11 protein-coding genes and 3 pseudogenes are annotated in these 10423 nt (G+C 70.9%); 5 read left to right on the forward strand and 9 right to left on the reverse strand.

The genetic code is table 11. The annotated features are described in order from the left end of the window. Positions 1–164 precede the first annotated feature (164 nt). Positions 165–926 carry an enoyl-CoA hydratase/isomerase family protein gene (locus AB0F03_RS37350; protein ID WP_362000818.1) on the reverse strand — a complete coding sequence of 254 codons (762 nt, stop codon included), beginning with the start codon at positions 924–926 and terminating at the stop codon, positions 165–167. 22 nt (positions 927–948) lie between these two features. Continuing rightward, on the reverse strand, positions 949–2082 hold the full coding sequence (locus AB0F03_RS37355) for a cytochrome P450 (RefSeq protein WP_362000821.1): 1134 nt from the start codon (positions 2080–2082) through the stop codon (positions 949–951). Between the two features lie 333 nt (positions 2083–2415). Between AB0F03_RS37355 and AB0F03_RS37360 the strand changes: the two are divergent. The 3 genes and pseudogenes from AB0F03_RS37360 to AB0F03_RS37370 form a co-directional block, all read left to right on the forward strand. Further along, a pseudogene (locus tag AB0F03_RS37360) lies at positions 2416–2637 on the forward strand (L-histidine N(alpha)-methyltransferase); the annotation flags it as partial. Next, positions 2625–3986: a hypothetical protein gene (locus tag AB0F03_RS37365; RefSeq protein WP_362000824.1), complete on the forward strand. Its 1362-nt coding sequence runs from the start codon at positions 2625–2627 to the stop codon at positions 3984–3986. The pseudogene AB0F03_RS37360 and the gene AB0F03_RS37365, both read left to right, overlap by 13 nt. After that, positions 3983–4402 (forward strand): annotated as a pseudogene (locus tag AB0F03_RS37370) (tryptophan synthase subunit alpha); the annotation flags it as partial. The gene AB0F03_RS37365 and the pseudogene AB0F03_RS37370, both read left to right, overlap by 4 nt. Positions 4403–4523: 121 nt before the next feature. Here AB0F03_RS37370 and AB0F03_RS37375 read toward each other — a convergent pair. After that, complete coding sequence (locus AB0F03_RS37375; protein ID WP_362000842.1) at positions 4524–4742, reverse strand: hypothetical protein; 219 nt, start codon at positions 4740–4742, stop codon at positions 4524–4526. Positions 4743–5497: 755 nt separating this feature from the next. Beyond that, complete coding sequence (locus AB0F03_RS37380) at positions 5498–6787, reverse strand: helix-turn-helix transcriptional regulator (protein WP_362000827.1); 1290 nt, start codon at positions 6785–6787, stop codon at positions 5498–5500. Positions 6788–6975: 188 nt separating this feature from the next. Between AB0F03_RS37380 and AB0F03_RS37385 the strand changes: the two genes are divergently transcribed. Together AB0F03_RS37385 and AB0F03_RS37390 are read left to right on the forward strand one after the other, a co-directional pair. After that, positions 6976–7443 carry a hypothetical protein gene (locus AB0F03_RS37385; protein WP_362000829.1) on the forward strand — a complete coding sequence of 156 codons (468 nt, stop codon included), beginning with the start codon at positions 6976–6978 and terminating at the stop codon, positions 7441–7443. Between the two features lie 123 nt (positions 7444–7566). Beyond that, a complete protein-coding gene (locus tag AB0F03_RS37390) occupies positions 7567–8262 on the forward strand; it encodes a class I SAM-dependent methyltransferase (RefSeq protein ID WP_362000831.1) in 696 nt (231 codons plus the stop codon). Positions 8263–8494: 232 nt separating this feature from the next. Here the strand turns inward: AB0F03_RS37390 and AB0F03_RS37395 are convergent, their stop codons facing one another. The 5 genes and pseudogenes from AB0F03_RS37395 to AB0F03_RS37415 all read right to left on the reverse strand — a co-directional run. Continuing rightward, positions 8495–8635: a hypothetical protein gene (locus AB0F03_RS37395; protein ID WP_362000834.1), complete on the reverse strand. Its 141-nt coding sequence runs from the start codon at positions 8633–8635 to the stop codon at positions 8495–8497. Continuing rightward, on the reverse strand, positions 8632–9003 hold the full coding sequence (locus AB0F03_RS37400) for a hypothetical protein (protein ID WP_362000840.1): 372 nt from the start codon (positions 9001–9003) through the stop codon (positions 8632–8634). Before AB0F03_RS37400 ends, AB0F03_RS37395 begins: the two co-directional genes overlap by 4 nt. A gap of 182 nt (positions 9004–9185) precedes the next feature. After that, positions 9186–9545: a hypothetical protein gene (locus AB0F03_RS37405; RefSeq protein WP_362000837.1), complete on the reverse strand. Its 360-nt coding sequence runs from the start codon at positions 9543–9545 to the stop codon at positions 9186–9188. An 81-nt stretch (positions 9546–9626) separates the two neighbouring features. Beyond that, entirely contained in the window at positions 9627–10076 is a 450-nt protein-coding gene (locus tag AB0F03_RS37410; protein ID WP_362000845.1) for a hypothetical protein, read from the reverse strand. Between the two features lie 243 nt (positions 10077–10319). Next, a pseudogene (locus tag AB0F03_RS37415) lies at positions 10320–10423 on the reverse strand (IS5/IS1182 family transposase); the annotation flags it as partial.

Here is a 10423-nt window from a genome sequence, read left to right on the forward strand (position 1 = left end):
TTAACTCGGCGCTCGGCCCGGTACTCCCGAAGCTGCGGCCCGGGGACATGTCCCCGGGCCGCAGCTTCGGGAGTACCGGGCCACGTTTGCGGGCCCGTAGTCCTGTCCCTCCCGGTTCAAGACCAAGGAAGCGGGCTACGGGCAACTATCTACAAGAGAGCGGGTCAGCTCCGCCGCGCGAGGCTGGTCCTGGATATGGAGGCTGTGAGCAGTTCCTCGTCGTACAGGCCGACGGGGGCTTCCGCAGCGGCGGCGACGCTGTTCAGCATGCCCTTGGTGGTGCGTAGCGTGAGCGGGTCGCGACGGGCGAGCGGGCGGACCCACTTGGCGACGGAGGCCTCCAGGTCCTCGGGGGCGACGACCTCGTGCAGGATCGACAGCTCCAGGGCCCGGGCGGCGCCGAAGTTCTCGGCGGTCAGCAGCAGTCGGCGGACTTGGGCCTGGCCCGCTTCCTCCACGAGGCGTGGCAACACCCCTCCCCAGGCCGGCGGGACACCGAGGCCCACTTCGGGCATCCGGAACCGGCACGTGTCTGTCCCGATCCGGAGGTCGCAGAACACCGCGAGGCCGAGCCCGGCTCCGATGACCGCACCGTGCAGCTCGGCGACGGTGACCACGTACTGCTGCGAGAGAGCCGCACACACGCGTTGTGCCCGGCTGGCGAGGGCCCGCAGGCTGGCCCCGCTCGGGTCCTGTTCGAGCAGGGCGGGGAACTCCCGCCGGTCGCCTCCCGTGCAGAAGTCTTCGCCTGCACCGGAGAGCACCATCACGCGGACGCTGTTGTCGTCCTCCAGCGCGCGAAGCACCTTCAGCAGCTCGGCGAGCATCTCGGACGTGATGGCGTTGCCGGTCTCGGGTTGGTTCAGCCGTACCCGGAGGACGGTTTTGTCGTGGGTCACATCGAGGGTCTTGAAGTCTTTGAGCATCGTGTCTCGCTTCGGGGAGTGGTCAGGACAGGGTGAGGTGCAGGGAGGTGATCCGGCGGAAGGCCACCCGCGGTGCCCACTGGACGGGTGCGGCGAGCTGCGGGCGGATGGTTCTGCTCATCAGTGCTGTGACCAGCACGCTGGCCTCTAGGCGGGCCAGGGCATTGCCGAGGCAGTAGTGGATGCCCGCTCCGAAGGCGAGGTGGGGGGCTTGGCGGCGGACGTCGAAGCGGTGCGGGTTGGGGTACTGGGAGGGATCATGGTGGGCCGCTCCGACCATGAGCTGGACCATCTGGCCGGCCGGAACCAAGACGTCACCGAGTTGGGTGTCGGCCGGGACGATGCGGCTGATCATGTGGATCGGAGCGTCGTAGCGCAGGGCCTCCTCGACCGCGTCCGGGACCAGGCCCGGGCGTTGGCGCAGGATGTCCATCTGGTCCGGGTGCTGTAACAGGAGATGCACCGTGCTGGACAGGACGTGGGAGGTCGTTTCCAGGGCGGCGAGAATCATGAACAGCGCTACGGCGTGGACCGCTTCGTCGGCGCGGTCCTGGTCGCCTTCGAGCGTGTCCCACGTGCGCAGCCACGTCGAGACGGGGTCATCGCCCGGTGCGCGTCGGCGCTCGCGAATCAACTCGGTGAAGTAGCTGCGCAGTTTCCGCGTGGCGTCATCGGAAAGGGCGAGCTGGGAGGCGCTGGGGAACAGCTCCTGTGCGAAAACTTGATCATGGGTGAGATCCCGCAGGAGCGCGTAGTCGGCGGGGGGCAGTCCCATCCACCGCCCTATAGCGATGATGGGCAGTTCCTCGCTGACGCGTGCGTTGAAGTCGGCCGGGCCGTCACGCAGCCGATCCTCGAACTGGTCGAGAAGGCGGTTGGCGGCTCGCGCGAGCGAGGGTCTCATCGCGTCCAGGGCGCTGTGGGGAAAGACGTTCCCGAGCGCTCGGCGTATTCGCATGTGGTGGGGCGGGTTCAGCATGGGCAGGGAGCGGCCCATCTGCCGGGAGGCGGGGGTGTCCCACCGGCTTTTGTCTGCCTGCCCGGAGCGCCAGCTGTGGTCCGGGACCGTCCAAGTTCTGTCCCGGAGAATCTGGTCGCACAGACGGTGGGAGGTGACGAGATATCCGCCCCACGGTGCGGGGATGACGTCACCCATCTGTGAGAGATGTTCGTAAGCGGGGAGTGGATTTCTCTGGCCTGCGCTGGTCCGTAGTCGGGCGAAGAGAGAAGTGAGCGCCCGTCGGTCGACGGCCGCAGCAGCCATGGAAGATTCCAAGGCAAACCTTTCTCGCAAGATCAGAAAGCGATGGCGGGCGCTGCATACCCGTGCGGTTTTACGTTCATTCAAACGGAGATCTATGCCACACTCTGGACTGTTCGTGCGGCTGTCCGCAGAAGGTGTCAGGGCAGCACAAAACGGCCGAGGGTATTCACTCGGCGTGTGGGGTGACGCTGAGAGTGAGGGTTAGGGGTTCTGCTCCAGGAACGCCTGGACCTCGCCATCGACTTCGCGGCGGGCGAGGACCTGCGCACCGAGATCTCCGCGAAATTCCGGCTGCCCGGCCTGTCCGGCGAACTGCGCGGTGCCGGCCTGGAGCTGGCGCACTGGCTCACCATCCCGGCGCAGCAGATGAGCCTGGCGCTCGCCGTCCCCGCACCCACCACACCCTCCGGCACCGGCTCACCCCGGGCCACCGCATGCGTCCGCTGACCAACCCCCCGCATCCGCTCGTCCACGACCTGGAGCACCTGATGGCCGTCCCCGCGCTCGACACCACCCGCACCGAGACCCACACGGTCCGCCCCACGCACGGCGTCGCCGCCGTGGTCGCCCCCTACGGGACCGGCAAGCACTACCGGGCCGAAATCGCCGCCCGGGGCTGGGACTGCGTCGCCGTCACCCCGGCCGACCGGCTGCTGGCACCCATGTACCGGGGCAGCCTCGACCCCGCCGGCTACCGCGAGGTGGTCGTGCACGACGGGGACATCCACGCGACCGCAAGCGCCCTGAAAAGGGTCGGCGTGACGATCATCCTGGCCGGAACGGAGATCGGGGTACCGCACGCCGAGGCGCTCGCGCACCGCCTGGGCCTGCCGGGCAACGACCCCGTCACCTCTGACCTGCGTCGCGACAAGGGCGCCATGGCGGCCGCGCTCAAAGCCGCAGGCCTGGACGCTCCACGCAGCCTGAGCACGGACAGCCTCCGCGAGGCACTGGAGTGGGCAGACATGCAGCCGGGCAGCGAGTTCGTCCTCAAGCCGGCCGACAGCGGCGGATCAGACGGCGTCGCGTTCTGCTCCAGTCCGGACGCCATCAAGGCAGCCTGGCGCGGCCTCCACGAAGTTCCCAACGCGCTGGGGGGCACCAACGATCATCTGATCCTGCAAGAGCGCCTCATCGGCACCCAGTACGTCGTCAACTCGGTGTCGGCGCGCACTCCGGGCGGCGGCGTGCGGCACGCGTTCACCGAACTGTGGGCGGACCACCGCACCCGCACCGGCCACCTCTACGACCGCCTCGACCTGCTCCAGCCCTACCACCTCATCCCGCGCATGCTCACGCAGTACACAGCGCGCGTTCTCGACGTCCTGGGCATCAGCAGTGGCCCCGCCCATACAGAGCTGATGTACGTGCCGCGCCGGGGACCGGTCCTCATCGAGACGGGTGCCCGCCCGGAGGGCTCCTACGACCCGGTCGCCATGCGGGAGGCCACCGGCAGCGACCACGTGCGGGACGCCGTCCACGCCGCTCTCACCGGATGGCCCGCGCTCACCGCCAGCGGCCGACGGCCGCGGCGCTTCGTCACAAAGGTCTCGCTGATCGCCCCGACCGACGGCGTCCTCGACCAGGCGCTGCTGGAAACCCTGCTCGCCCTGCCTACCGTCCGCGGGCACGTCGGCGCCCTCAAGCCCGGCACGCCCGTCGTCCGCACGGTGGACCTGCTGACCTCCCCGGGACGGCTGACCCTGTCCGCGGATGACGCCGCGGCCGTCGACGCGGACCACCAAACGATCCGCGCCCTGGAGGCGGACGGCCTGTACGTCGGGGCGTCGCGGTGACGGCGACCGCCGGGCCTGTCCCGGTACTGGCGCCGGCGTGGTGGCCGCCGTCCGCTCCGGCGGGTGCGGGCCTGGGGCGTGCCATCGAGGCCGCGCAGGCGCAGGACCGGTGCGCGCTCGCCACCTACCTGCCGGTGGGCTACCCCGACCGGGTCAGCGGCATGGACGCCCTGCACCTGCTGACGCAGGCGGCTGACGTGATCGAGCTGGGCATCCCCTACGCCGACGGGGGATTTGACGGCCCCGTCATCCAGGCGGCCTCCCGCACCGCGCTCGACGCGGGCTTTCGGATGCAGGACCTCTTCGTCGCGGCGCGAGAGCTGTCCGCGAGTTCGTCGGCCGCGCTGCTGGTCATGACGTACTGGCAGCCCGTGCACGCCTACGGCCCCCACCAGCTCGCCGCTCACGCCGCGGACGCCGGGATCTCGGCCCGGTACTCCCGAAGCTGCGGCCCGGGGGCATGTCCCCGGGCCGCAGCTTCGGGAGTACCGGGCCGCCACAATGGCCGCACCGAGCCCGTGAACGTCTACGACTACCTCACCCGGGCTCCTTCATCCTCGGCCTGCCCCAGCTCCACACGATCCTCGACCACCTCGCCTCAAGCGGGCGGTATGACCAGATCGACGGGAACGCCGCCAGGACCAGCGCACCCTCCTCGCCCTGGTCCACCATCCACCGTTCCTTCGGCGAGGCGATGGCCTCGGCCGCACGGCGTCGCAGCAGCGCCGCGGCCTGGCGCAACACCCTCTGCGTCATCGCGGCCCCCTTCGTCACGCCGGGACGCCTCGTTCTCGCCCTGGGCTCTGAACGGCGCGAGCGTACGGTTGAGGCATGGCCGGGCAGGTGCGCCGCTGCGCATACATCTTCTGCTCTCAGCCGCTGCCGTGCGTTCCCGCAGCGACAGGCGGTTCTGCTCCGCGGCGTGCAAGGCCGCCGCGCGGCGGTGGCGCCGCCACTTCGAGGAGGCCGTCGAGATCGGCCTGTCGTACACCCTGGGCCGCCAGACCGAGCACGTCGTGCGCTGCCCGTCGTGTGGCCGGCGCTTCGCCCTCGGGCACGGCCACCGCCGTGACTCCCGCTACTGCCGGCCCGCGTGCCGCCAGGCCGCCTACCGCGAGCGCCAAGCCGCCCGCCAGCGGGTACCGGGAGGCGTCACCACCCGTTCCGAAGTGACGCCTCCCGGTACCCGCTCCAGCGACCTGACCAGCGAGAAGACGGTAGTGTTCGAGGGCGCGGGTGGGATTCCCGGCGCCGGGGAGCCCTCCGGTCAGTCCCCCGCCCCGTCGACGGCCTTTCGTGGAGCCCGGGAGCGTCCGGGTCGCGCAGCGGGCGCAGGTTCTCCCCGACCGGGACGGACGCGGTGAAGCTGTAGTGGCCCAGCACGTAGATATCTTCACCTCCGGCTACCTGTTCACCACCGGTTCTTCGGCTACGCGCTCCAGATGCGACTGGCCACGCCACTACTCCCCCATCCGGGACGCGGCGGCCGGGTGCAGATCGGGGCATCCTCGCTACGCCCTCGTCACGGCGGCGTACAGCTCGCGCACGCCGCAAGTGCGCGGGTGCCGCTCAGCCAGTTCGTTGACGATGCCGCGGATCGCGGGCCGGTCCCGGACTTCACCGGGGCTGGCCCGGTAGGCGTCGAGCAGCGCGCGGGCGGTCTGCTCAGGCCGCTGCCACGCCCACCAGGCCCGCGCCATGTCGGTGCTCATACGGGCCTTGCGCTCCGCGGTCGGGAACTGCTCGGGCCGCAGATTCTTCCCAGCGTCCAGGGCGGCGCCCGCGTCGCCGAGTGCCCAGTGCACACCGACCGCGTACAGGTCGACAGCGGCCGGGCTCAGGTTGAACAGGCGGCCCGTTGGGACGACCTGGGGCAAGTGGCGGGCGGCGCGGCGGGCTTCCTCTGTCATCGCGAGGGCCTCGGTGCGCTGTCCGCCCCGGGCGGCGGTGTAGGCCAGGGTGCACAACATCTGCGCGTACGCGGCCGCCGTGGCGTCGGTGCGCAGCCCGGTCGCCTCAAGTTCGGCTGCCGCCGATGACATGAGGCGCTGCGCGGCGTCCGTCTGGTTCTGGTGGCGGAGAACGATCGCCAGCTCCCGTGCAGCGGCCGCCGCTACGAGCGGCGAGCCGGAGATCTCGGCCCAGGTGCGGGCGCGGTCCGCGGTGAGCCGGGCACGGTCGTTCGAGCCGAGCTTGATGAGGACAGCGGAGGTGAGGCTGTACACGGCAGACAGCCGGGCCTGGTCGAGACTGCGGCGGGAGGCTACGGCGGAGTGCGCGTCGGCGATGAGGTCGGGCAGCGCGGCGAGGAGCGGGGCGTGCGAGCCCTTGTCGTACAGCGTGCGGGCGCCGGCCAAGCGGCCGTCGATGGGGCCGGCGCCGGGCGCGGCGGGGGTGGCGGCCAGGGCATCATCCAGGCCCATCAGCAGGGCGGCCGGTCCGGCGGCCGCCGTGGCGGTGAGCAGCGTACGGCGGCGCATGGGGTCCTCCTCGGCGTCACGCGAACTGGCCGTCACTCTAGTGGCCGCCGTTGCCGTCGCGGGGGGCGGCGCCAGAGAAGTCGTCAGGACGTGTCTGGGCACGCCGACTTCGAGTGCAGCGCGGTGAACCAGTGCCAAGTCGACGATCCGAGTGCGGCGCTCCAGCCGAGAGACGGTGGCGGGTGAGCAGCCGATTCGGTCTCCGAGCACGGCGAGCGTCCAAGAGCGGTGCTCGCGTCCGAGGCGGATGAGCGCGCCGGGGCGCCGCTGCGCGGCTAACTCCAACGCCGTCGTGCTGTTCCAGAGCGGGTCAACGGGCACATGTCCCTCCCACACCGCACAGACCGGGGGCCCTCCACGGTACGAGGGCTGTCCGGGTGTGTCGAGGCCGCTTGCACGACGTGCAAACGCCGTGCACAGGACGAGACTTGATCACCGCTCGGCCGGTCGGCGCGGTGTGCTCGGTGCACCGCCCCGATCCGCGGGGCGCCGTCCATCGGAGGCACTCCATGGCACCCACCGCTATTGCACACGCTCCGGCCGCCGACCCGACGACCGGCCCGGTCCGCTCCGCCCGGGACGCCGTTCCGGCCGGCCTGTGGGACAAGCAGGTCGGGCTCCTCATGCGGGACTACCCGTACGACTCGATCATGGCCGCCCGGGTCCTCGACCAGGGCTACGCGTACCTGCTGACAGCGATGAACCACCGGGGCGAGAAGCTGGGGCTCGCGCCCAGCAAGCTCGTCGACATCGGCGTCCACACGGTCATCCTGGACACCGTGGCGTACTCCGAGCTGTGCGAGAAGTTCAACGGCGGCGAGTTCCTGCACCACGTGCCCAAGGTCGACTTCAAGAACGACGGCTCCGTGATGAAGACGGTCCACATCATCGCGGCCGACGGCTGGGAGGTCGACCTGTCACTGTGGGCGGACGCCGCCGAGTGCGGCCCGTGCCACCCCGGAAACGACTCGCACTGACCGCACCGTAGCGGCGGATGCTTCGGGGGACTCCAGCCGGACGGCCGGGGACCCCGGAGCACACCCGGATGAGATTTCGCTGAAGTCGCCCGCCGTCGGGTGGCGGCCGCCAGGATGGGGCGGGTGACATCCAGCACCGCAGACCTCTGGCATCACTATGGCCGCGCCCGGGCCTCCAGCGACCGCGCTGTTCCCGACTCCTTCTACTGGAACTGGGGCCAGGACGCCGGGCCCGGCCCGGAGGTCCTGGGCGACCTGACCGGCCGCTGCGTGGGCGACCTCGGCGCCGGAGCCACCCGGCACGCCGCACACCTAGCGGTTCATCACCAGCCCGCCCGGGTCGTGGCCGTCGACGCCTCGCCCGCCCAGCACGCCCTGGCAACCGGCCTGTACGCCCACCTCGCGCCGCGCCTGCGCATCGTGCAGTGCGAGGCGGTGCCCCACCTAGAAGCGATGCGCGGCAAGTACGACGTGCTGTACAGCGTCTTTGGCGCCCTCGACTTCACCGACCCGCGGGAGCTGCTGCCGGCGGCGGCCGCCGCCCTAACACCGGGCGGGCGGCTGGTGTTCGCAACTCTCGCCCACTACCTGAGCGGGACGCCCGCCCAGCCCGATGTGGTGGCCGCCGAAGTGCCGGCTAAGACACCAGACGGCGAGGAAGCCACGATGCGCCGCTGGGTGCTCGAAGAGCACGTCTGGACCAAGCTGCTCGACGAGGCCGAGTTCACCAGGATCACCGTCGATGTGCTGCCCGCCTCCACCAATGGGCCGCGCACCGCCGACACGCTGTTGGTGAGCGCGTACCGCCCGTCCTGTTAGGCGCCGGTGGCGGCCCGCCACCCCGTCTTTCTCCAGGTCGTCTGGCCGACGCCACCGGGCCGGCCCTCTGCCGCAGACCGGAGCGGCACGCCTTGCCCGATCGCTTCGCCTTGGAAAGGCATGCGGCCCCGTGGTCAGGCGGTCAGGCGGTCAGGCGGTCAGGCCCAGGGAGCGGGTCGGCACAGCGCCCGGGACCGGGATCAGGGCGCGGGGGCTTGTCGGACTTCGGGTATCAGGCGATCTGACTCGGGAAGCCGAAGTCGGCCGTCGAGCCGCTGAGCCAGGCCCTCGGTCGCACCGCTGTGCCGCTGTGCCGTCTCAACGGAGTTTGAGCGGTACCCGCGAGGGCCGGTTCGAAGATCAACGAAGTCATCGGAGCCGCTCCTTCGGGCCCGCGGGGCCGGTGGCGCCGGCACGAGCGGCGGCTGCCTCCAGCAGGGACCAGCCGTCGATCTCCACCGCCTGCCGCCCCTCCGGCTGCCACCCCGCGGTCGACGCCGCGTCGAGCAGGGCTTTGACGGCGCCGGGTTCGTGCAGGTTCAGGGAGGCGCCCTGGACGTACCCCACGTCTCCAGAGCCCAAGGGAGCGCCACCTGGGACGTACCGGCCCGGGCTCTCAGTGAAGACGATGCGCAGTGGGCCGCCAGTGCCGGGGGGCTGCGGGTACAGCGTGAGGGTCTCGCAGCACGACCGGCCGCTGTCCGCCACGCTGTGGCGGTGACGGAGCGTCCACAGATACACGCGCCCGTCGGCAATCAGTCGACGGGGCCTCTTCGGATGGCGGGGCACGGAGCCGAGGGTACGCGCCCTGATCCACGAGCCTCGGCGGTGACCAGACTTCGATGAGGCGAACAGGACGGTCGTCAAACTCCGGTGAGGCCGGTCAAGGCCCGATGAGACAGGACACCCGCTTCCGAGTCTCGTTAAGGCCGGAGTTTCCGGGCCTGCGGGTCAAAGCAGTTGAGGCCCATCGACGAAGCAATCCCAGCCGCATAGGCAGATGATTCCTCGGCCATGCTCCAGCGCATGGGGAAGTAGATCAGCGGGCCGCAGGCCTCTCCGATCAGCGGACTGGTTGACCACGGCGAGGTGTCGTCATCGTCTTCAGTGAGATCCGGCCACCGTTCCAAGAGCGCGGCCACGAAGGCCGCTACTCGCTCGACCGGAGGAACCGCGGGCCCCTCTGTGTCGATGTATCGGTCGTACAGACCGGTGAAGCACCGGGCGGCAGAGGCATCATCTGCGGGCCTCTCCCCCTCCCACACAGCAAGGTCATAGCTCATGGGCGCAGCCTGCCACCCCTCACCGACAGCCGGTGTTGGCCCGGCCTGCCCGGGGCAGGCCACCCGCTTGTGGCTTCCCTGTCAAGCTCGTGACCTGGGTTGCGTCACGGCGCTGGGGGCGTCCCCGTCGGTGCGGCGCCGCGCGGCGTACCGACTGCCCGGCCCGGGCCGGCCCCGTTCCAGTCGGCATACCCGGTCGTGGATGCGCTCCAGCCCGCCGTTCCCGAGGCCCTGGCCGTGGAGGTAGTAGAGCCCAAGGTCGCCGTCGAGGACGCGGAGTAGTGCGTCCACGCTGCGGATCTGCTCCGACCACAGGGCCCGGTGCGCCTGGTGGCCCTGCTTGTCGTGGCCGAGGAGGTCGGCCAGCTCCAAGGCGTCGGCACCGAGGTAGGCACAGCCCTCGCAGGGTTCGGTCGGCAGCTCCGCCTTCGCCTGCGCCAGGAGGCGCTGGTACTCGTACGGGTACGCGGAGATCAGGCGACGGACCGCGATGTCCTCTGCCTGGAAGTAGCTCGGTTTCCACCTCGCCATGCCTCCACCGTACGCCGCACCTGGCAGGTCAGGACCCGGCGCGGCACGGGGCTCCCCCGGGAGCGGCAGGTTGCCCCGGCGTCCTGGAGCAGGCGGTGCACACCGTCGCACGAGCGGCCCGAGAAGCGTGCCAGCACACTGTCGCCGTCCTGTCCGACCTTCCGGCGGTCTACGGCACCGGACTCGCCCGCCGCCGCGCACTCGACCTGTCCCACTCGATCCCCGCCCAGCATCACCACGAGGTCGACGTGCGTAGGCGCGGTCGGCCAGGACCGCGGTGGGGCGGGTCCGGGGCCGGCCGGGGCCGGTTCTCGGCACCCGGATGCGGGCCATGACTGTCTCGAAGG

Origin of the sequence: Streptomyces sp. NPDC028722 (assembly GCF_040637655.1) — a bacterium.
Classification (GTDB): domain Bacteria; phylum Actinomycetota; class Actinomycetes; order Streptomycetales; family Streptomycetaceae; genus Streptomyces.

Coding starts and splice junctions, on each gene's coding strand:
- AB0F03_RS37350 (WP_362000818.1), bottom strand. CDS start 926: ATGCTCAAAGACTTCAAGACCCTCGATGTGACCCACGACAAAACCGTC.
- AB0F03_RS37355 (WP_362000821.1), bottom strand. CDS start 2,082: ATGGGTGACGTCATCCCCGCACCGTGGGGCGGATATCTCGTCACCTCC.
- AB0F03_RS37365 (WP_362000824.1), top strand. CDS start 2,625: ATGCGTCCGCTGACCAACCCCCCGCATCCGCTCGTCCACGACCTGGAG.
- AB0F03_RS37375 (WP_362000842.1), bottom strand. CDS start 4,742: ATGACGCAGAGGGTGTTGCGCCAGGCCGCGGCGCTGCTGCGACGCCGT.
- AB0F03_RS37385 (WP_362000829.1), top strand. CDS start 6,976: ATGGCACCCACCGCTATTGCACACGCTCCGGCCGCCGACCCGACGACC.
- AB0F03_RS37395 (WP_362000834.1), bottom strand. CDS start 8,635: ATGACTTCGTTGATCTTCGAACCGGCCCTCGCGGGTACCGCTCAAACT.
- AB0F03_RS37405 (WP_362000837.1), bottom strand. CDS start 9,545: ATGAGCTATGACCTTGCTGTGTGGGAGGGGGAGAGGCCCGCAGATGAT.
- AB0F03_RS37410 (WP_362000845.1), bottom strand. CDS start 10,076: ATGGCGAGGTGGAAACCGAGCTACTTCCAGGCAGAGGACATCGCGGTC.